Raw genomic sequence first — 20,550 nt, forward strand, 5'->3', positions numbered from 1 at the left:
CTGACCACAACGTTCACGGTGTTGGACGGCACGCCGCCCGGCCTGCGGGCCGGGCGGCGTGCCCACGTTCAGGACGGCCCGGCCCGGCTCGCGGCCTTTTCGCGGGGTCGGCCGTGGCGTGCATTGTGTAGCCTCAATGCGTGACTTCGGGGGAACAGTTCGTCACCGTTGCGGTGTCCCGGCCGGCGCCGGGCCGGCGCCGGATCGGGCGCGGGTTCGCCGCGGTGGCGCTCGCCGTCGCGGTCACCGCCGCGGCGACCGGTGACCAGGCAACGCGTCCGGCCGTCGATCCGCTCGCCTTCGCGGCCACGACCTCCACCTACACGAAGCATCCGCCGGCCGGCGACGTCATCCTGCTCGCCGACCCGTCGACCCAGCACCACGTGCCGCGACGGCAACGGGTCACCTTCGTGGTCTGGTCCTCGACGACCGGCCAGCTCTGCGGGGCGTACGAGGACTTCACCCAACGCTCAAGCTTCTGCACGAAAGACAACTTCGTCGACCTGACCCCACCCGGGCAACTGGACTACGTGATGGCCGCCGGCATCGGGAACTTCTTCTGGTGCTTCGGCACCGTCCCGCCAGAGGTCACCGCCGTCACCGCCGTCAGCGGAACCGGCCGCCCGGTGACCACGAGAGTGATGACAGCAGACCTCGGCGCCGCCGCCCCGTTCCACTTCTACGCCATCACGCTGTACACCGGCGACCAGAACCTGGGCCTGCTCCGCTTCGAAGGCACCGACGCCTCAGGCCGGGCGGTCGTCACCAGCACCATCAGCAAGTACGCCTAGTACGGGCGGGCACCGGTCGCCCGTGCCCGGCTCGTTGTAGACGACCGACCACGGGCCCGGCGCGCCGACGATCCTGGCCGGGTGTGCCGGGCGAGCCTGCAGGACGTCGCCGGCGACCGCCGCGAAGCGGGCCGCGGCCGGGTGCGGGTTGCGGGCCGGCCACACCACCGACGTCTCCTGCCACAGCGGGTCACCGGTGAACGGCCGCCAGGCGACCCGCGGCTCACGGCGTACCAGAGCCTCCTGCTCCAGCGCGATGCCGAGGCCGGCCAGGACCAGGCCGCACAGGAACTCCGGGTTGCGGGCATGCCGGATGCGGCTCGGCGTGAAACCGTGCTCCCGGCAGGTGGCCAGCAGCAGGTCGTGCCACGCCGGAGCGGTCGACCGGGGGAACGTGACCAGTCCGTGCCCGGCGAGCTGCCCGAGGGCCAGCTCCGGCAGCCGGGCCAGCGGCGAGGTCCGGGGCAGCAGCACGCCGAGCCTGACCCGGGTCACCGGGCCGTGGACCAGATCCGCGGCGTCCACCGGGTGGTGGACGAGGCCGACGTCGAGGCGGGCCGCGGCGAGCTGCTCCAGCTGCTCGGCCGTGGACAACTCCTGCAGGTCGACGTCGAGCCCCGGCGCGTCCTGGGCGAGGCGGCGCAGCAGCTCGCCGAGCGCCGGCGCGGGCGTCTCCGGCGGCACCCCGGCGCGCAGCGTGCCGAGGTCGCCGTCGCGGATGCTGTGCATGAGCGCCCGCAGCCGCTGCTCCGAGGCCAGGAACCGCTCCGCCTCGTCACGCAGCGCGTGCCCGGCGACGGTGAGCTCGGTGCCGCGCGGCAGCCGGTCGAACAGGGTCACGCCGAGGTCGCGTTCGAGGCGCCGCATCGCCTGGCTCAGCGGCGGCTGCGCGATGCCGAGCAGCTCCGCGGCCCGGCTGAAGTGCAGCTCGTCGGCGACGACCAGGAAGTACCGCAGGTGCCGTGCGAGGTCCGCCATAGGCTGAGCGTATGTCGATCAAGGATGTGTTCGCCGAGGCCGGGGTGCAGGGCTGGCTGCACGCCCGCGACGTCGACACCGGGCGGGAGGTCGGATTCCGGGACGGGGAGCAGGTCGTGCTCGCCTCCATCGTGAAGATCCTCATCGTGCTGGAGTTCGCCCGGCAGGTGTCGGCGGGCGGCCTCGACCCGGCGGAGCGGGTCCTGGTGCGCACCGGCGACCGGCTCGGCGGCTGGGGCACGGCGGGGTGCGTCGACGACGTCGAGCTGTCGCTGCGCGACCTGGCGTACTTCACCATGTCCGTCAGCGACAACACCGCCGCCGACGTGCTGCTCGGCCGGGTCGGGCCGGACGTGGTGCCGCTGCTGGCCGCCGAGCTCGGCCTGCACCGGACCCGGATCGCCGGTGGGCCGCGGCAGCTGCTCGAATCGATGTTCGACGACGTCGGCGCCCGCGACGCCGCCGAGTTCGCACAGATCTTCCCTTCCCTGCCGCCGCAGCGGGTGCGGGCGTTGCGGGTCTTCGACCCCGCGCGGACGACGTCGAGCACGCCGGAGGAGATGACGCGGCTGCTCGGCCTCATCTGGCGCGACGAGGCGGGCCCGGCGGAGGCCTGCGCGGCGGTGCGGGGGCTCATGTTCCGGCAGCTGTTCTCGACCCGGCTCGCCGCCGCGTTCCCGGACGACGTGCGGGTGGCCGGCAAGACGGGCACGCTGCCCGGGCACGCGATGGAGGCCGGGGTCGTGGAGTTTCCCGGCGGTGGCCGGTACGCCGTCGCGGCCTTCGTGCGCGCCGAGGCGCCTCGTCCGACGTTGGACGCGACCCTGGCCCGGGCCGCCGCGCTCGCCGTCGGCATCCTGCGTGACCTGCGCTGATAGCCGATCGGATATGCCCTCAGCAGCCTTCTGATCTTGGACAGGTCGCGAGGTGCCCTGCTTGGGTGGCCGCATGCCAGATCGTCGTGATTTCATCCGTACCGCCGTCGCCGCCGCCGTGGTCCCCGCCGCGGTCGCCCTCCCCGCCGCTCCCGCGCTCGCGGCGCCGCACGCCGGCCGTGGCACCTTCCGCTGGTTCGGGACCGCGGGGTGGCGCATCGACGTCGGCGGGCGGACCCTGCTCGTCGACCCGTACCTGAGCCGGTTCGACACCGGATTGTTCACCGGCGCGTTCAACCCGGCGACGACGCTGACCGTCAGGGCCGACGTCATCGCGGCGAGGGTCGGCAAGCCGGAAACGGTCCTGGTCACGCACACCCACTGGGACCACTTCGCCGACGTCCCGCACATCGCCACGACCACCGGCGCCCGCGTCGTCGGCACCCTCACCGCGTACCACCTGGGCCTGGCCAGTGGCGTGCCGAGCGGCAAGCTGTGCCCGGTCAAGGGCGGCGAGGTCCTCGACTTCGGCGACTACACCGTCGAGGTCGTCGCGTCGCTGCACAGCCGCAACGCCGCCTACTCGATGGCGTTCCCCGGCGTGCGGGTCACCCAGCCGGCCGCGCCGCAGACGATCGCCGACCTGCCCGAGGGCGACACCCTCGCCTACCAGGTCAGGATCGCCGACGGCCCGGCGGTGTTCTTCATGGGCGGCAGCGACTTCGTCGAACGCAACCTCACCGGCCTGAACCCGGACGTGGCGATGGTCGCGCTGCCGTCCAGCACCGCCACCGACGACTACGTGCCCCGGCTCATCGAGGCCCTCGGCAGGCCGAAGGTGGTCGTGCCGGTGCACTGGGACAACTTCGAGACCGAGCTGCGCAACCCGCCGGCGGTCGCCCTCGCCGACGCCACCCGCCTGGACGCCCTGATCGCCGCGGTCCGCAAGGCCTCCCCGCGGTCCCAGGTCATCAGGCCTGAGTACGACACGCCGTACACCTTCTAGCACTGCTGCGCCCTGACCGGGACGGGTGCGGCGGTCGGCGCAACCGCCGCCCCGCCCGGCGTGGGCAGGCGAGACATATGATCCATGAAATTGCCCGTCTCAGCAGCAAGCACATGATGGCCCGTCCGGCCGCCTCATTGGCGACAGGTCGGTACGCCTATGGACGGTCATCGGAGGCATTGCCAGTGCCTCCGCCGTACTGGTAACACTGATTGTGTTCGTCATAGGCAAGCAAGGTTTGCCGCCGCCGGCAAGCACAGCGGCCGCAGCGCAGCCAAGCCTGACGCTGCCGCCTTCCAGCGACTCCAGAGCATCGGGCCCGCCTGTCGAGGCCTCACCCACAGCGGACTCGGCCAGTGCTACGGCGCCTGCCCCTGCTGAGCAGTATCTTGCTGACTCCAGCGTCTTTCAAACAACCGATCAACTGAACGTCACCTTCCCAGAAGCACGCGTCAACGGCGAGCCATATCCGCAGAGCGTTGCCGTCTACCTTTACTGTGAGGGGGAACGTGGCTTCGCGACGTACGTTCTCGGCCGCCAATACACGCGTTTCAAAGCAACGGTCGGCATTGAAGACGGGTCGAAAAGCGCCTTCAGGGCACGGGTGGAGATCTTTGCCGACAACCGCAAGCTTCTTCAGCGGACAGTAGGCAAAGGCGAGGCCGTTCCGGTGGATATTGACGTTACCGGCGTCTACTCGATCACCCTCGCCGCCACGTACCTCGGCCCGGGCGACGGCACGATTGCCTTCGGCGATGCGTGCACCGGGCGAGGGCGCGCAGCCGCGCGGATTCGCGCCGGTGGTGCCCGGCGATCTCGCGGGTGAGGATGCCGAAGAGCCACGGCCGGGCGTCGGGGCGGGTCAGGTCGTAGCGGCCGCGGGCGGCGAAGGCGGCGAGGAACGCGTCGGCGACCACATCGCGGGCCGTGTCCACGCCGAGGCGGCGCTGGGCATACCGGAACAGCTGGACGGCGTAGCGGTCATACAGCGGGCCGAACGCGGCGGCGTCGTGCCGGGACCGCTCGATGAGGTCCGCGTCGCTGGGTTGCGTGTCGACGTCCACGTCGGTGATGCTCCCGCCTGGTGGGGCCCGGTGTCAGTGGTGTATCTGCACCAGGCCCCGTTCAGGTTCCAAGGGTCAGGCGGGTTCGATCCAGATGTTGCGGTAGCGGACGTTGGCGCCGGCGTCGCCGTGGTCCTGCAGCCGGATCGGCAGGGCCGCCGGCGACTCGGCGGCGCCGTTGCCGGTCGGGCCGTCGATCTCGACGTCGTTGTGGACGGTGACGCCGTTCCACACCACGGTGACCCGGGCGTTCGAGAGCTTCGTGGTGCCGGTGTAGCGGGCGGCCCGGAACGTGATGTCGTAGGTCTGCCACGTTTCCGCAGCGGTGCCGGCGTTGCTGTCCGGGGCCCGTTTCAGGTAGATGGCGCCGCACTCGTTGTTGGCCAGGGTCGCCTTGCCGAATGTGTCGAGCACCTGCAGCTCGTAGCGGTCCTGCAGGTAGATGCCGCTGTTGCCGCGGGCCTGGCCGGTCACCTCGGGCGGCAGGTTCGGCAGCCAGAACTCCACGTGCAGCCGGAAGTCGCCGAAGGTCTGCTTGGTGCGCAGGTCGCCGCCGAGGACCTCCATCGAGCCGTCCGCGACCGGCCAGGTCGCCGCGGTGCCGTCGCCGGCGGCGAACGCGTTGAGGTTGCCGGCGTCGAACAGCTGGACCCGGCTGGTGCCGTTGTGCGTCCACACCTGGTGCGCGTCGCCGATCTGCAGCTGCGTGCCGTTGGCGGTGCCGCCGCCGGCCGCTTCAAGGAACCGGCCCGACTGCGGGTTGCGCAGCGTGCCGTCCGCCTGCGGCTGCCACACCTGCGCGCCGCTGCCGTTGCAGTTCCACAGCTGCACGAGGGTGCCGGCGGCGGTGGCGCCCCCGGCCACGTCGAGGCACTTGCCGAGCGCGCGCAGGGTGTCGCCGGTGCGGGTCCAGCTCTGCGCGGTCGTGCCGTTGCAGCCGTACAGCTGGATCTTCGTGCCGTTGGCGGTGCCGGCGTTGCTCACGTCGACGCATCGCCCGCCGGCGCCTGTGATCGTGCCGGTGCGGTCGGCGGGTGGCGGGCCGACGGTGATGCTGTCGAGGTTCACGTGCCCGATATCGCCGGTGTCCACTGTGTACGCGATGGTGTTGCCGCCGGCCCGCAGCGTCACCGTGTCGGTGCTGGTCGCCCACGTCTCCCAGTCGCCGGTGCTGGCGAGTGGCACCTGCCGGACCTTGGTGCCGTTGACGTACAGGCTCACCGTCTTCGTCCCGGCCGACGGGTTGGGGCCGTTGCTGTAGCGCAGGCCGACGTCGTACGCGCCGGCGGTCTGCGTGGTGACGCTGAACGTGGTGGCCGCGCCGGTGCTGTCGTAGCCGGCGACGAACCCGCTGCCGGTGTATCCACTGTGGTCGGTCGCGACGTGCGCGCTGCCGCTGAGCCCGGCGTGCTCCGCCTCGAGCCGGCCCGGCTGCGGCAGGGTGCCGTCGACGAGGCTGTTCAGCGTGTACCAGGCCTCGGTGCTCCACAGCGACGCGCCCGTGGTGGACGTGAACGGCCGCGGCGAGCGCAGGTACACGACCCGGCCGGGCTTCAAACCACTCAGCTGCAGCGTCACCTTGAGCCGGTCCGCGGACAGCGTCGCCGACGTGACCGGCAGGGTCTCCTCGTCGACCTTCGGGCCGCCGTAGGCGGGGGTCGGCACGTACCGCCACTGCTTGGCGGTGTAGTGCGCGGCGAGCTGCTCCGCGGTCGTGGTGGACACCGGTTGCGTGTACTCGACCTCGAAGCCGCCGGCGACCGCCCGCATCGCCTTGATCTCGAAGGCGGTGCTGCCGTTCGGGGTGAGCTTCTGCAGGCCGTAGGTGAGCTTGCCGTCCTGGCCCCAGTTGCCGCCGGCGCCGAGCCCACCCACGTAGAGCGCGCCGTCGGGGCCCTGGCTGAGCCGCAGCACGCCCATCTCCAGGCCCTGGGTGACGCGGAAGACGGCGCCCTGGTACTCGCCGTTGACCTTCTCCAGGTACGCGCGCTGGATGCCGCCGTAGGTGACGTCGCCGAAGAGCATCTGCCCGGCGAACGGTCCGCTGTTGAGCAGCAGCGGGGTGCTCGGGGAGTTGGCGATCTCGTTCTGCGGCAGCCACAGCACGGGTGCGGTGACGGACTGGTTGTCGAACGGCCCGTCCGGGTTGGTGTAGTGGCCGAAGAACCGGTCCTGCTTGATGCGGACCAGCTTCGACGCGGGCAGCCAGCCGCCCTGGTTGTCGGTGACGAAGATGTCGCCCTCGGGGCCCCAGCCGAGGCCGTCGGGGGTGCGCAGGCCGCCGGCGACGTACTGGACCACGCCGGTGCTGCGGTTGATCTTCAGGCTGGTGCCACGGTTCGGTGAGCCCTGCGGGTCGGTGGTCGCGCCGCCCTGGTTGATGGACACGGACAGGTTCAGGTAGAAGAAGCCGTCCTTGTACAGCAGCCCGAACGCGAACTCGTGGAAGTTGCCGTCGTACGGCCACGTCGCGACGGTGCGGTACTGGTCGATCTGTCCGTCGCCGTCGGTGTCGTTGAGCTCGGTCAGCTCGTGTTTCTGCGACACGTAGAGCTTGCCGTCGACGTACTTGATGCCCATCGGCTCCCGCAGGCCGGTCGCGATGCGGGTGTAGGTCACCTGCGCCGGCGACGTGGTGCCGGTGACGCCGCTGAGCAGGTAGACCTCGCCGACGGTGGTGTTGCTGCCGCCCCACGTGGTGATCGCGAGGCGCCCGTCGGGCAGCCAGTCCATGGCGCTCACCTGCGGCTGGAAGCCGGTCGGGCGCAGGTTGGTCAGCGTGTACCCGGGGTGCACGGCGTTGAGCGGGAGCCCGTCGCCGGGGCTGTCGGCGGCGCCCTCGCACTCCTTGCGCCCGGGGGCGGTGACCCGCACGACCCCGGAGTCGGTGCTGAGCACCGAGTTCGGCACGAGGGTGAACGCGCCGGCGCCCGGCGGCCGCCATTCGAGGGTGAGCTGCTGGCCGCCGGTACGCTCGAAGTAGTCGATGCGGATGGCGTGATACCCGGCGGTGAGGGTGACGCTGCCCTCCATGGCGGTCGCGCCGTGCAGCCCGTCGTGGTTGATGACGCTCGCGCCGTCGACGAGCAGCCGCGAGCCGTCGTCGCTGGTGAGCCGGAAGATGTACGACCCGGCGGTGGCGATGTTGACGTTGCCGATGACCTGCGCCTGGAACAGGTCCTCCAGGCCGAAGTCGGCGGCGGTGCTCCAGTTGACGGCCGGCATGAGCTTGTCGACGTTCGGTGTCTGCCCGGCCTTGAGGGTGCAGATCGAGCTCAGCGGCGTCTGCAGGTCGAAGACGCGCAGCGTGACACCGGGTTCCTGCGGCGGGACGGCGGCCCGGGCCTGGGTGGCCGGCAGCAGGCCGGCGATCAGGACCGCGGCCGCCGCCCCCAGGATGGTTCTCTGCATCGAGCGCTCCAGGGGTAGGAGTTGTCAGACGGCAGCGCCCAGCGCGGCCGTCAGGACCTCCCCGCGCGCTCGCCGAAGGGCGACACGGGTCATCGCCGGTCGCCAGGTTTGGCGGTGACGACCTTCGATGTGGTACGTCACGCTAGAAGACTTTCGCTCGCATGTCCATAACTTCTGTTCGGAAAGCCGAAAGTCGGTGTCAGTCCGCCTCGGCGTCTCCCTGATGCGCTTGAGCCCGGCCAGCACACGCGCGGGGACCGACTCGAAGGTCACCGCGGCGGGGACGGTGCCGCTGTAGCCGTAGGCGCTCAGGTCCGCTGTGCACAGCGGCCAGCCGTCGCAGGGCACCGACGGCCGGGCGATGCCCACGGTGAAGGAGTGGCCGTGCCCGTCGGACATCCGCACGACCAGCGTCGACCTGCCGATGTTGACGCCGTCGGCGTGGTAACCGGCGGCGACCGGCACGACCGGCCGCAGCCCCCGCTCCCGCAGCGCCCCGGCGAACCAGCGCTCCTGCGACGCCACCTGCACCGCGACGATCCCCGCGACAGCAGGACGAGGACCCCGGCGAGCGCGACCCGCCCCCGCCACCGCAGACCCCCGCCGACCGCGATCAGCAGGTGCGCGGCGACTGCGAACGCGGCCCAGCACGCGGTGGTCTCGACCCGGTCCCGCCACTGCGACCAGCCGAGGACGCCGACCGACACCACCGGCAGCAGGAACACGGGCACGAGCACGTGCGGCCACAGCCACGGGTTGCCGGTCACCCCGGCGTGGATCGCCCACACCGCCACGACCAGCGCGGTCGTCACACCCCAGACCGCCACGGTCTGCAGCAGCGGCGGCCCGGTGTGCCCCGATGTGCGCTACAGCAGGGTCTCCTGGTGCGGGAAGGTGAGCCGGGCGGTGGTGATGCCCTCGATGACCTGGTCGTCGTTGAGCTCGCGCTCCTGGACCTGGGCGTAGTTGCGGCCGCGGTGGTGCGTGTTGCGCATCCGCACCACATTGGGGAAGCGGCCGACCGCGCGCATGTCGCCGAGGCCGGACAGGAAGACGAGCTGGATGCCGTTGGCCGCGGCGACCCGCCGCTGCAGGTCCAGGAACGCGACGTAGTTGGCGGTGCCGAGCGGGTTGTCCATCGGCAGCACCCCGAGCCCCGGTACGTCACCGCCGCGGTTGGCGGCGCGCAGGCGGGCGAGCATGCAGAACAGCAGCAAGCTGATCGTGACCTTCTCCCCGCCGGACCATTTGCTCATCAGCTCGACCGGCTGCCGGTCCTCGCCGAGCTCGGTCGACGGCTTCAGCACGCGGGCGGTGAAGTTGCCGCGGCCGACGACGGCGGTGGTCGCCTCCCACACCAGGGTCAGCCCGTCGGGGATGTTCTCCTGCCGGGCGACGAGCCGCTCCACGAGCCGCTCGACCCGGCTGCGCAGCGTCGCGTCGGTGGTGTCCACAGTGGAGCGCGGGCCGACGTCAAGGAACCGCCGGTTGCGCAGGTGGTCGGCGAGCCCGGGCGGTAGCTGCGCGTGGTGCTGGGCCCGCTGCAGCGTCTTGAGCCCTTCGCGGACCTCGGCGCACAGCGCGGTCACCACCAGGTGCTTGTCCTTGTCGACGGCCTCCAGCTCGCCGGCGAGCGCGTGCCGGTAGGTGCGCAGCTCCTCGGCGAGGGACGCGGGCAGGTCCGCGGTGTGCTCGCCGCGGAACCGGTCGCGCACCTCGGCGGTGACGGCGGCGAAGCGCTCCTCGCCGGCCCAGCGGTCGACGCGGTGCACCTCGGCGGCGAGCTGGTTGCGGGCGGCGGCGACCGCCTTCTCGGCCGCCTGCAACGCCCTGCGCGCCGCGCGGCCGGCCTCCCGGGCGGCGTCCACGTCACCGTCGAACGGCGCCGCCTCCACGCCGCCGCGGTCGCCCAGGTCGGCCTCCAGGTCCCCGGCGAGCCCGTCGAAGTCCGCGGCGCGGCGGCGTTGCAGCTCGCCGGACTGCTCGGCCGCCGCCTGCCGTTCCCGGGCGATGCCGGCGGCGCCGACCGCGACGTCGAGCTGCTCGCGCAGGTCATTTCCGGGGTGTACGACCAATGCGAGGTCCTCGGGCGCGGGACGGTCGGCGGCCCGGTCGGCGAGGTCACGCCGGGCGGCGTCGCGTTCGGCCTCGGCCCGCGTGGCAGCCGCCCGCGCCGCGAAGTGCGCCTGCTCCGCCTCCTCGGTGTCCCGGGCGACCAGCGCCGGGTCGGCGGCCTCGGGTGTGGCGGCGAGCTGCGCCGCGGTCTGGTGTTCCTCGGCGGTGAACTGCCGCACCTGCCGGTCGAGGCCGTCCAGGCGCCGCCCGATCTCGGTGATCGTGGCCTCCAGGGCGTCGCCGGACGATCGCCGCACGTACGCCTCGTCCGCCGCCTGGTACACGCTCATCGCCGCGGCCAGGCTGGTCCGGTGCGCCGGCGCTTTCGTGTCGGCGATCCGGCGCAGCTCGTCGATCCTGGCGCGGTGGCCGCGGGCGGTCCCCCGGTGCTGCTCGGCGTCGGCGGTGCAGCGGGTCGCGACGCCGGCGTACCCGCGCTCCTGCTCCTCCGCCTGCTCCAGCTGGCGTTCCAAATCGGCGCGGCGGGCGGGCAGCTGCCGCAGCTCGGCCCGCTGCCGGTCGGCCTCGGGCGCCCGCCGGGACAGGTCCTGCAGGACGCCGAGGCGGGTGGCGAGGATCCGGCGCCGCTCGGCGAGGCGCTGCTGGGTCCCGCGGAGCCGGGCGGCGCGTTCGTCGAGCTCGCCGCGGGCGGTGTCGAGCTGTCGCGCGCGGTCCTGGGCGGCGGCGAGGAGCTCCCCGACGCGGTGGTGCTCGGCGTCGAGGTGCTCGCGGTGCCCGGGCGGGCAACGGTCGGCGAGCTGGCGCAGCTGATCCTTGAGCCGCAGGTCGTGGTCGCGGGCGTCGAGCAGCTCCTGGACGCGTTCGCCGCGGTCCCGGCGGCTGTCGGCGCGGCGGTCCGCCTCCCGCGCCGCGGCGGTGCGGTCGAACATGGCCGGCGCGGGCGCCAGCACAAACCCCACGTCGTGCGCCGTCGTGCCGTCGCCGGACCGTGCGGCTCCGTCGACGCGGGCGGCTCCGTCGAGACGGGCGACAGTGTCGGCGCCGGGCCGGGCGTCGTTGTCGAAACGGGGCGTCGCGTCGCCGCCGGACCGGGCCGCTCCGTCGAGACGGGCCGTTGCGTCGGCGCCGGGCCGGGCCGCTCCGTCGAGGCGGGCTGCGGTGTCGGCGCCCGGCCGAGCGGCTTCGTCGAGGCGGGCGGTGGTGGAGATCTGCACGGCGCTGGTCGGGAACAGCCGCGCCGCCTGCAGCGCGTCGCGGGCCCGGTCGAGGTCGGCCTCGTCGTGCAGGAGCAGCCCGCCGACGAGGTGCGGGGCACGCTCCACAGTGGACGCCCACCGGTCCTGCGGGACGCGGTCGGCGAGGTGGTGCCAGCCGGTGCTGGCCGGGATCCGTTCGGCGGCCAGGACGTCGGCGGCGCGGGCCAGGTCCAGCGCGGCCGGCAGCAGCCCGCGCGGGGACGCCAGGGCCTGCACGGCCCGGTCGTCCTCGGCGTCGGCGACGGCGAGCTGGATGCGGTGCCGGTCGGCGCCGACGATCGCCTCCGACAGCTGGTCGACGAGGAGCCGGTGCTCCGCGACCGGGTCGACGGTGTCGCGTTCGGTGAGCGCGGTGAGCCGCGGGTCGGTGGCGAGGGCGTCGATCTCGGCGAGCAGCGGCGTCCGCGTGCTGTCGAGCGTGGCCAGCTGCCGGGTCAGCTCGGTGACGGCGGCGTGCACGGCGGCGCGGTCCCGCTCGTGCGCGGCCCGGTCCGCGTCGAGCCGCTCCGCCTCGGCCGGCAGCTCCTCCGCAAGCCTTCGCGCCGCCTCCTCGTCGTCCCGGCGCGCGGCGGCAAGGGCTCCGGCGAGCCGCTCGACGCTGACTTCGTCGCCGGGCCCGTGCGCCGCGGCGCCACCGGCAGGCGTGGCGCTTGCGCGACCGCCGGCACCGGCCCCGGCTGCGGCGCCTGCTTCGGAGTCGCTTCCCGCGCGACCCGCAACACCGCCCGCGAGACCCGCAACCGAGGCAGAACCGCCGGCCACGACACCACTGGCCGGGCCGTCGCTCGCGCCGACACCGCCGGCTGGGGCGACGGTGGCGTCGGCGAGCAGTGTGTCGGAGGTGGTCAGGTGGCCGGCGGTGGCGGCGGTGTGCAGGTCGTGGTCGAAGGCGGCGAGGTGCTGCTCGATCGAGCGGTGCCGGCCGGCGAGGCCGCCGAGGTCGGCGCGCAGCCCGTCGGCGAGGGCGCGGGACTTCGCCTGCTGCTCGGCGGCGTCCGCGGCCTGCCCGGTCAGCGTCGCGACGGTGTCGTCGAGTTCGGCGCAGGCGTCGCGCAGCACCGACAGGTACACCGCGGCCGCCTCCGCCCTGGCCTGCCGCAGCGGGGCGGCGCCGGCCTCGGCCTCGCGCTGCCGGCCGCGGGCCGCGGCGAGCCGGGAGGTGAGCTGGTCGCGGTCGGTGAGGGCGGGCACCAGCTGCCAGGCGCGGTGCCGGCGGCGCCGGGCGAGGACGGTCTGCGCGGCGTCGTCGACGGCGGCGAGCGCCTCGGTGTGCCGGCGGGACGCGGCCTGCCACTGCTCCTCGCGCAGCAGCACGTCGAGGCCGGCGGCGCGGGCCTGGGCGTCGTGCGCGGCGACGGCGGCGGCCGCCGCTTCCGCCTCGTGCGTGGCGGCCTGCGACGCGGCGCGGGCGGCGGCGCCGGTGAACGCCGCGGCGAGCCGCAGCGCCGCCTGCCGGGAAGCGCCGGCCTCGGTCGTGGCCGCGGTGACGGCGGCGCGGGCCCGGTCCAGCACGTCGAGGAGGTCGACGGCCTCGTCGCAGAACGCCACCTCGGCGCGCAGGCGCGGCTGCCGGGCCAGGCGTTCGCGGGTGCCGCGCAGGATCGCGGCGACCTTCGTCGCGGAGGTCGGTTCGGTGACGAGGCTCAGCAGGTACTGCACGAAGTCGTCGGACGTCTTGAACTTGAAGTGGTGCTCGATGCCGCCCTCGGAGGCGTTGATGCGCAGGATGGCGGTGAACAGGCCAGGGTCGAGGCCGCGGTCGTGCAGTGCCTGCGCCCACCGGTCCTGTTTGGTGGTGACGACGGCCTCGGCGGTGGCGGGCAGCGCCTCGACAGTGCGGACGAACTCCTTGAAGTCGGCGCCGGCGAACGGGAGGCTCTCCACGTCGGGGCCGGGGGTGAAGGCGTACCAGCTCTGCTTGAGCCGGTCGTGCCCGGCGTTCGGGTCGGCGGGCTGGACCCGGTCGGTCCACTCGTAGACGGCGCCGGTGACGAGCCGCCGCCCCGCCGGGTCGGTCCACTCGACGACGACGTGGCCGGTGTCGGCGCCGAGGATGCAGTCCTCCAGGTGCCGGCCGGTCGTCGCGGTCGCCAGGAAGTCCCGCCGGTCGGGCCGGATCAGGGCGCAGACCAGGGCGATCAGTGTCGACTTGCCGCCGCCGTTGCGCATCCACAGGATCGTGTCGAGGGGTTTGCCGTCCCGGCCGGTCAGGTCGAGCCACACGTCGCGGAACCGCGCCGCGGGCGAGCCGACCCGGTCGAGGTAGATGCGGCGGATCTGCCAGAGCCGCGCGGGCGCCACCATCAGTCACTCTCCACAGTGGACGAGACCGGAGCAGCGTTGCGGCGCACCGCTCGCAGCGTCTCCAGTGCCTCACCACCGGCCACGTCCGCGACCAGCAGCCGGAACCGGTCGGTGAGCTGATACGACGTCGCCCCCATCTGCGGCAGCTGTCTGGCGGCGCCGCGCTCGACCAGCCAGCCCAGGACCTCCAGGACCGCGAACTGGGTGCAGCCGCGGGCCGGGCCGGGCAGGCGGTCCTTGGGTTTGAACGCGGCGGTGCGCCGGTACACCTCGGCGGCCTTGCGGGCCTGCCCGTCGGCGGTGTCGGGGTCGCCGGGCAGGGCGAGGACCCGGTCGATCGCGTCGCGGACGAACCGGTCCAGCGCCGCCACCTCGACGATCTTCACGTCGGTGCCGTCGAGGTCCACGTCGTGCGGGAACGCGTACGCGGCGATGCCGAGCACGACCAGGCCGGCGATGAGCTTGTCGTCGGCGGCCATGCTGCCGCCGCGCAGGTCCGCCATCCGCAGCGCGAAGACGCTGCCCGGCTGGGTGCTCAGGACCAGGCCGGTGCGGGCCGGTGCGCCGAGCACGACGAGGCCGAGGCCGCCGGCGACGGTGTCGACGGCGTCGCGGAAGCCGGTGTTGGTCCGGTACCGCTCCAGCAGCTGCCCGTAGGCGTTGCCGTCGGCCGGCCGGGCGCCGGTGCGCAGCCCGAAGGCGACCAGCTCGGCGGCCGCCCACACGTCCTCGATCGGGACCGTCACGGCTCAAGCCCTCCTTCGAAGCTGACCAGCAGGTCGTCGCCCCACGCGAGGGGATGCTCGAGGCGGCCGCCGGCGCGTTCCGCCGACAGCGCGGAGACCAGCGCGGTGAGGTCGGCGCCGCGTTCCTCGTCGGGGTCCACGGCGTCCGGCGCGTAGGACCACAGCGCGGTCAGCAGCACCAGTTCCCGCAGGTCGTCGCCGCCCGTCGCGGCCTCCCCGAGCAGGTCGGACAGCGCGACCGGCCGGGCTGAGGCGCGGCGCAGGATGCGGGTGGCCTCGGCGATCACCGCGGGTGGGTACGCCTGCAGGTCCACGCCCTCGACCTCGCCGGGGGTCTCGGGCTCCACGTCGTCGGGTTCGGCGGCGCGGGGCGGGGCGAGCAGCATGTCGACGAGCCCGTCCAGGTGCAGCAGCCGCGGCACCCGCAGCCCCAGTACCCGGTCGCCGAACGCCTCCGCGACGACCCGCGCGTCGTCGGCGGGCGCTGCCAGTACCGGATGGAACAGCTCCGGCTCGATGTTGAGCAGCCGCAGGTGGACGCGGCGGGCGAAGACCTGCGACAACTGGGCCTGCAGGAACACGCCGCGGGCGCCGGCGACCCGCTCGGCGAGGTCCAGGTGCACCCGGCGGATGCGGCGCAGGGTCTCCACCAGGTCGCCGGACGCCTGCCGCACGGCGCTGTCGGTCTCGGTGTCGATGCCGGCCGCGACGTGGTTGAGCACCTCGGCGTCGGCGGCGATGCGGGCCTCGACGTGGTCGCGGGCACGGGCGAGGCGGTGCGGTACATCGGTGATCCAGTCGAACGCGCGCACGTCGCGGCGGGTGGCGTCGAGCACGTCGGCGAGGGAGGCGGACATCGCCACCGACACCCGCTCGGCCTGCGTCGCGGTGCGTGCGGCGGCCTCGAAGCGCCGGTCCCGCAGCTGCCGCTGCAGCACCACGGAGAACGCGGCCTCGGCGTCGTCGACGTCCAGGTCGAGGCCGTTGAGGTACAGCATGACCGCCTGGTGGGAGGCGAGCACGACCGCGCCGTCGGGGCCGTCCTGCAGCTGCAGGAGCTTGAACGCGTACTCCTCGCGGCGGGGCGGTGACTGCAGCGCGTCGACGAACGTGTAGACGAACGCGCCCTGGTTGTCGGTGTCGTTGAGCAGCCCTTTGACGACCCAGCGGGCCGCGTCCTGGTGGTCGTCGCCGGTGCCGGCGGGATGCATGACGGCGGCGAGCTCTGCGGTCGACTCGATCAGCTCGGCCAGGGTGACCTGCCGCGCGAACCCCATCGACGCGACCGCGATGTCGACCGCCGCGAGCGCCAGCTGGCGCAGGTCATACGCCTGGTGGACGCCGGTGTGGGCGGCGTTGCGGACCAGCCGCGCGACCGGGTCGGTGAGGATCAGCGCCCGCCAGCGGGCCCGCATCGACGCGTCGGCGGCGGGTGAGCGGACCTCGGGCTGCTCGGAGCTGGTGACCGGGCCGCTGTCGAACAGGTCCGGCTGCCATTCCTGCGCCACGCTGTGCTGCTCCCCCGGGTCTGTTCCGCTGCGATCCGCTTTTGCTGCGATCCGCTTCGCTGCGAATTCGCTTCGCTGTGATCGGCAAGGATATCGGCCGAAACCGGCGGTCGTCACATCGCGGGCCGGTCCCGGCACGTCAGGGGGACGGCGCGCGTAACCTGCGGGGTGTGCTCGTCGTGCTGTTCGTCGCCGTGGCGTACACGGTGCTGATCGCCCTGCACGCGTGGATGATCAGGCACCATCGCCTCGAGGGTGCCTACGAGCCGCGGGCGGCGCGGTGGCTGGCGGCCAGGTTCGGCCCGCTGCCGCCCCCGCGCCCGGCGGGCAACGTCCTGGCCCGCCGGGAGGCGAAGGCGTTCGACCGGCTGCTGACCGGCGACCTGGACCCGGCCGATTACCGGGCGTTGATGGCCGCCGTCGCCGCCCAGGACGCCGTCGAGCGGCCGCTGCGGGTCCCGGGCCCACACCTCTGACCTGCTAGCCGGGCGGGCCGAGGGTGATCAGGCCGCGGCCGGGGGCGCCGACGTCGATGGTGGCGGTGGTGGTGCCGTCGGGTTTCAGGCTGAGCACCTTGCCGTCCTGCGGGGCGAGCAGCACGTCGTTGCTGACCCACATGGCGTCCTTCGGGAAGGGCTGGCTCTGGCCGGTGGTGAGGTCGAAGCGCCGCCAGCCCAGCGATGTGCCGGGTGGGCCGGCCAGGACGTAGCGGCCGTCGGGTGACCAGGAGAACGGGCCGGACGGCATCGCGGTGACCGGGAGTGACCGGGTGGGTGCGCCGGTGTCGGCGTTGAACAGTTGGAGGCTCGCGACCCGTTCCTCCGCCTCGCCGCCGGAGCGGTCGGCGATCGGCATGACGACCTCCGTGCCGTCCCGCGTCCAGGTGAAGCTGCACTGGCTGCAGTCGTACCGGTCGGCGTCGATCCATTGTTTGCGGACCGTGCCGGTGCGGGCGTCGATGATCGCGAACCCGATCTTGAACGGTTCCTTCTGGCTGACCCCGCCCGTCAGCCGGTCTCCCGCCGGTGACCAGCTGTAGTCGCCGACGAGGCCGCTGGTGTCGACGGTCACCGGGTTCGTGCCGCGCACGTCGGTCAGCCGTACCGACTCCGGCCCGTCGATGATCAGGATCCGGTTGCCGGTCGGTGCGGGCAGCATCGGTCCCTGCATGATGACGAACTCGCCGGTCGCGCGGTCGAGGGCCTGGTAGCCGGCGCCGGTGACGACCCAGCCGCCGGGCAGCACCCCGGACGCCACAAGGGCGGTCGGGGCGATCGGGGAGGTCGACACGGCCGGCACCGGGGGCGGTGCGGTCGCGTCCGGCCGGGACACCGCCGTCCATGACACGACGACGGCCACGACCGCCACGACCGCGGTGCCGGCCGCGGCGAGCCTGCGGGTCCGGCGGATGCGCCGGCCCTTGACCATGCTGCGCGCGGCGAGCCCGGCCGCGGGGGCGTGCAGCTCGCCGGCCATCTCGTCGATCGTCTCGTGCAGCAGCTGCTCGAAGCGCATCAGTGCCGTCCTTCCACGAGATCCGGGGACCAGTCGAGCTGCGGCATGAGGTCCCGCAGTTTCGCCAGCCCCCGGGAGGCCTGGCTGGCGACGGTGCCCTGGCGGCACGACAGCACCGCGGCGGTCTCCTCGACGCTCATGTCCTCGAAGTACCGCAGGATCAGCACGGCCCGTTGTCGGGGCGGCAGCTCCTGCAGTGCGTCGCGCAGCAGCAGCCGCAGCTCCGTGTCGGCCTCCATGTACCGGTGCCCGGCCCGCTCCGGCAGCTCCGCCACGGTGACCTCGGCCTGCCGGCGGCGGCTGCGCCACCCCGACGCGAACTCGTTGTAGATCATCCGGCGCAGGTAGGGCTCCGGCTCGTCGATGCGCCGCCACCGGGCGAACGCCTTGGCCAGGGCGGACTGCACGAGGTCCTCCGCGGCGTGCCGGTCACCCGTCAACGCGTACGCGGTCCTGAGCAGCGCATGCGCGCGCTGCTCGACGAAGGCCGAGAACTCGGCCTCCTCGGGTTTCTGCACGGCGGGCACCTCCTTCACCCTCTCTCACGCCGAGGGTGGCGGAAACTTTGCACGCCTCTCAGGAGCCGTCGGTGCGGATCCAGGTGGGCAGCGGCTCCCGGTGGGTGAGCCAGGCGGGCGGGATCGCGGCGCGGCCGGCAGCCGCGGCGACGACGCCACCGACGATCGCGGCGGTGGTGTCGACGTCGCCGCCGGCCTCCACGCAGGCGAGGATCGCGGCGCGGTAGTCGGACAGGTTGGTCGCGGCGGCCCACAGCGCGAACGGGACCGTGTCCTGGGCGAGGACCTGCGAGCCGTTGCCGAGCAGGTAGGCGGCCTCGGCCACGGACACGCCGAGGAGGTCCCGGGCGCGTTCCAGGCCTGCCTTCACCTGGCTGTCGACCTGGTACGCGAGCACCGCGTCGAGCAGCTCCACCGGCTCCAGGGGTGCCTCGACCAGCCGGGCCCAGCCCGCCTCGGCGGCCGCGACGGCGACGGCGACCGCGCCGAGGATGCCCTCGCTGTGGGCGTGGGTGACCTCGGCGGTGCGCATCGCGTCGAGCGCGGCGCTGCGGGAGTCCCCGGCGTGGAACGCGCCGAGCGGCGCGACCCGCATCGCGGCGCCGTTGCCCATCGAGCCGCTCCCGTCGAACGCGGCCCGGGCTGCCTCCCGCCACGGCACGCCGTCGCGGATCTGGTGCAGGATGACCACGGCGCCGCCGCCGTAGCCGCGGTACGGCTCACAGCGCCGCGCGAACGCGGCCGCGAGCCGGTCCCGGTCGATGCGGCTGTGGCCGGTGAGCTCGTCGACGATCGAGCAGGCCATCTCGGTGTCGTCGGTCCACGGCCAGGCGCCGGGCGGCTCGTCTGCCGCGGTGATGTGGTCAACGGTGGTGCCCGGCACGAAGAACTGGGCGCCGACCGCGTCGCCGACGGACAGCCCGTCGAGGCTTTCGTAACAGAGGTCGAGTGAGGTCATGTTGCCGGCAATGATGCCATGCGCGTGGCATGGTGGTCCGATGTCCGAGGTCACCACCGACGGCCGTCCCGTCGATCTGTACGCGGTGCTGCCCGCGACCGGCGAACCCGCCTTCGTGCACGCTCGGGTGCCGCCTGGCGCGGCGATCCTGGACCTCAGCGGCTGCGGCGGCCGGTTCGCAGATCCGCTCGCCGGGCTCGGCCATCCTGTCGTGGTCGCCGATGACTCGGCCGCGATCCTCGCCCAGGTGCGCGATGCACGGACCGTCCACGCCGCTCTTGAGACGTTGGACCTCGGCGAGCGTTTCCCGGTGGTGCTGGTCGCGAGCACCCGGGTCAACACCGCGGATCTCGCCGTGCGGACCGCGCTGCTCGAGGCGTGCCGCCGCCACGTCGCCCCGGACGGCCGGGTCGTCATGCACTGGCTGCCGCCGTCGTGGTTCGACAAGGCAACGTCGTACACCGGCCGCACCTGGCAGATCGAGGTCACCTTCGAGATCGAGTCCTTCGACGGCACCGTGCTGCACAGCCACGGGACCTACCGCCTGGACGGCGCCAGCTGGGAGCAGCGCGCCTCGGTGCGCCGCCTCAGCCGCGCCGACCTGCACGCCGCGCTGGCCGCCGCCGGGTTGCGCTTCGAGCGGCACCTGGGCGGCGGCCGGCAGTTCTTCGCCGCCGTGCCCCTCACCGCCCCGCCAGGGGCTTGAGGGTCCGCACGACGGCGGCGGCGTCGGTACCCCGGAAGAACGCGGCGTCGGCGGCCTCGACGACCTGCACCGCCTGCTGGGCGAGCGCCGCCCCGCGCTCGGTCACCTTCAGGCGCCTCGCCCGGGTGTCGGCGGGATCGACGGTCCGCTCGATGAGGCCCTTGTCCTCCAGCTTGCGCAGCACCTGCGACGTCATCTTCACGTCGGTGCCGGCGTGCCGGGCGAGGGTCAGCTGGTTCGGTGCCTCCCCTGCCTGGTTGAGCCACCAGGCGCTGGCGAGCAAAACGAACTGCACATGGGTCAGGTCCAGCGGGCCCAGCGCGGCCGCGATGTCCCGCTGCCACCGCAGCGTGACGTGCCACAGCAGAAACCCGGGACTCTCCTCCGGCCGCAGTGCCACGCCTACACCCCGACCTGCTCGTCGAGCGCCCGCTCCACGAGCGCGGCGACGACGTCGGGGAAGTCCGCGGTGATCGCCGGCCCGAGCTGCGGCCCGATCTCAGCCGCGGCCGGCCCGGTGATCTCGGTGCGGTACACGACCCGGGTCCCGCCTGTACGGTGCCAAACTGTGTTTCGGGCTGTGAGCTGGGGATTTGCAGGTGGATCAGGCAGCTCGGTGATACTCGTTGATGACGCCGCTCAGGACGCGGCGTCGCCGGATCGGTTTGTCGATCGCGACGACCGTGCTGGGGTCGTGGTCTGGTGGATGCTGGTCCAGGCTCTGGTGCGGCCGGTGCCGGTTGAAGTGGTCTTCGTAGTCGTTTACTGACCTTCTGGGGTCAGGGTCACTCGTTGGTGCAGGTCACTGATACGAGTGATTCCCGGCGGATCGGTGTTC

Annotated in this window: 18 protein-coding genes and 1 pseudogene; 7 read left to right on the forward strand and 12 right to left on the reverse strand. The window is 73.3% G+C overall.

Features of this window, described 5'->3' with window-relative positions; genetic code table 11:
- Positions 1-140 precede the first annotated feature (140 nt).
- On the forward strand, positions 141-791 hold the full coding sequence (locus tag OHA72_RS55970) for a hypothetical protein (RefSeq protein ID WP_327004263.1): 651 nt from the start codon (positions 141-143) through the stop codon (positions 789-791).
- Here the strand turns inward: OHA72_RS55970 and OHA72_RS55975 are convergent.
- Positions 747-1,769 (reverse strand): LysR family transcriptional regulator, encoded by a 1,023-nt coding sequence (locus tag OHA72_RS55975; protein WP_327004264.1) that lies wholly within the window; start codon positions 1,767-1,769, stop codon positions 747-749. The genes OHA72_RS55970 and OHA72_RS55975 overlap by 45 nt on opposite strands.
- An 11-nt stretch (positions 1,770-1,780) precedes the next feature.
- On the opposite strand from OHA72_RS55975, the gene OHA72_RS55980 reads away from it, so the two are divergent.
- The 3 genes and pseudogenes from OHA72_RS55980 to OHA72_RS65355 form a co-directional block, all read left to right on the forward strand.
- Positions 1,781-2,644 (forward strand): serine hydrolase, encoded by an 864-nt coding sequence (locus OHA72_RS55980; RefSeq protein ID WP_327004265.1) that lies wholly within the window; start codon positions 1,781-1,783, stop codon positions 2,642-2,644.
- Positions 2,645-2,717: 73 nt separating this feature from the next.
- The gene (locus OHA72_RS55985) at positions 2,718-3,650 is read left to right on the forward strand and encodes an MBL fold metallo-hydrolase (protein WP_327004266.1); all 933 of its coding nucleotides are present in this window, start codon (positions 2,718-2,720) and stop codon (positions 3,648-3,650) included.
- 214 nt (positions 3,651-3,864) lie between these two features.
- Positions 3,865-4,323, forward strand: a pseudogene (locus tag OHA72_RS65355) (NPCBM/NEW2 domain-containing protein); the annotation flags it as partial.
- A 28-nt stretch (positions 4,324-4,351) separates the two neighbouring features.
- Here OHA72_RS65355 and OHA72_RS55990 read toward each other — a convergent pair.
- From OHA72_RS55990 to OHA72_RS56015, 6 genes are all read right to left on the reverse strand, one after another.
- Positions 4,352-4,714, reverse strand: a complete 363-nt coding sequence (locus OHA72_RS55990; RefSeq protein ID WP_327004267.1) for an RNA polymerase sigma factor — start codon at positions 4,712-4,714, stop codon at positions 4,352-4,354.
- Between the two features lie 75 nt (positions 4,715-4,789).
- Entirely contained in the window at positions 4,790-8,125 is a 3,336-nt protein-coding gene (locus OHA72_RS55995) for a 3-keto-alpha-glucoside-1,2-lyase-like domain-containing protein (protein WP_327004268.1), read from the reverse strand.
- A 24-nt stretch (positions 8,126-8,149) separates the two neighbouring features.
- Positions 8,150-8,656: a hypothetical protein gene (locus OHA72_RS56000; RefSeq protein ID WP_327004269.1), complete on the reverse strand. Its 507-nt coding sequence runs from the start codon at positions 8,654-8,656 to the stop codon at positions 8,150-8,152.
- A 335-nt stretch (positions 8,657-8,991) separates the two neighbouring features.
- Positions 8,992-13,761: a hypothetical protein gene (locus tag OHA72_RS56005; RefSeq protein ID WP_327004270.1), complete on the reverse strand. Its 4,770-nt coding sequence runs from the start codon at positions 13,759-13,761 to the stop codon at positions 8,992-8,994.
- Positions 13,761-14,507, reverse strand: a complete 747-nt coding sequence (locus tag OHA72_RS56010) for a hypothetical protein (RefSeq protein ID WP_327004271.1) — start codon at positions 14,505-14,507, stop codon at positions 13,761-13,763. Before OHA72_RS56010 ends, OHA72_RS56005 begins: the two co-directional genes overlap by 1 nt.
- Positions 14,504-16,015, reverse strand: coding sequence for a hypothetical protein (locus OHA72_RS56015; RefSeq protein ID WP_327004272.1), 1,512 nt, complete (start codon positions 16,013-16,015; stop codon positions 14,504-14,506). Before OHA72_RS56015 ends, OHA72_RS56010 begins: the two co-directional genes overlap by 4 nt.
- Before the next feature lie 170 nt (positions 16,016-16,185).
- On the opposite strand from OHA72_RS56015, the gene OHA72_RS56020 reads away from it, so the two are divergent.
- Positions 16,186-16,491, forward strand: a complete 306-nt coding sequence (locus OHA72_RS56020) for a hypothetical protein (protein WP_327004273.1) — start codon at positions 16,186-16,188, stop codon at positions 16,489-16,491.
- Between the two features lie 4 nt (positions 16,492-16,495).
- Here OHA72_RS56020 and OHA72_RS56025 read toward each other — a convergent pair whose 3' ends face one another.
- Genes OHA72_RS56025 through OHA72_RS56035 form a run of 3 tightly spaced genes read right to left on the reverse strand, consistent with a single transcriptional unit; the run spans position 16,496 to position 19,006 of the window.
- On the reverse strand, positions 16,496-17,530 hold the full coding sequence (locus OHA72_RS56025) for a TolB family protein (protein WP_327004274.1): 1,035 nt from the start codon (positions 17,528-17,530) through the stop codon (positions 16,496-16,498).
- A complete protein-coding gene (locus tag OHA72_RS56030) occupies positions 17,530-18,048 on the reverse strand; it encodes a SigE family RNA polymerase sigma factor (RefSeq protein ID WP_327004275.1) in 519 nt (172 codons plus the stop codon). Before OHA72_RS56030 ends, OHA72_RS56025 begins: the two co-directional genes overlap by 1 nt.
- A 58-nt stretch (positions 18,049-18,106) precedes the next feature.
- Entirely contained in the window at positions 18,107-19,006 is a 900-nt protein-coding gene (locus OHA72_RS56035) for an ADP-ribosylglycohydrolase family protein (RefSeq protein WP_327004276.1), read from the reverse strand.
- A 40-nt stretch (positions 19,007-19,046) separates the two neighbouring features.
- On the opposite strand from OHA72_RS56035, the gene OHA72_RS56040 reads away from it, so the two are divergent.
- Positions 19,047-19,712: a class I SAM-dependent methyltransferase gene (locus OHA72_RS56040; protein WP_327004277.1), complete on the forward strand. Its 666-nt coding sequence runs from the start codon at positions 19,047-19,049 to the stop codon at positions 19,710-19,712.
- On the opposite strand, the gene OHA72_RS56045 is transcribed toward OHA72_RS56040, so the two are convergent.
- Positions 19,690-20,112: a MarR family winged helix-turn-helix transcriptional regulator gene (locus OHA72_RS56045; protein ID WP_327004278.1), complete on the reverse strand. Its 423-nt coding sequence runs from the start codon at positions 20,110-20,112 to the stop codon at positions 19,690-19,692. The two genes, OHA72_RS56040 and OHA72_RS56045, sit on opposite strands and share 23 nt — an antisense overlap.
- A 2-nt stretch (positions 20,113-20,114) precedes the next feature.
- Positions 20,115-20,249, reverse strand: a complete 135-nt coding sequence (locus tag OHA72_RS56050) for a hypothetical protein (RefSeq protein WP_327004279.1) — start codon at positions 20,247-20,249, stop codon at positions 20,115-20,117.
- A 43-nt stretch (positions 20,250-20,292) separates the two neighbouring features.
- On the opposite strand from OHA72_RS56050, the gene OHA72_RS56055 reads away from it, so the two are divergent.
- Complete coding sequence (locus OHA72_RS56055; RefSeq protein WP_327004280.1) at positions 20,293-20,481, forward strand: hypothetical protein; 189 nt, start codon at positions 20,293-20,295, stop codon at positions 20,479-20,481.
- Positions 20,482-20,550 lie beyond the last annotated feature (69 nt).

It is taken from the genome of Dactylosporangium sp. NBC_01737 (assembly GCF_035963215.1).
Lineage (GTDB): Bacteria > Actinomycetota > Actinomycetes > Mycobacteriales > Micromonosporaceae > Dactylosporangium.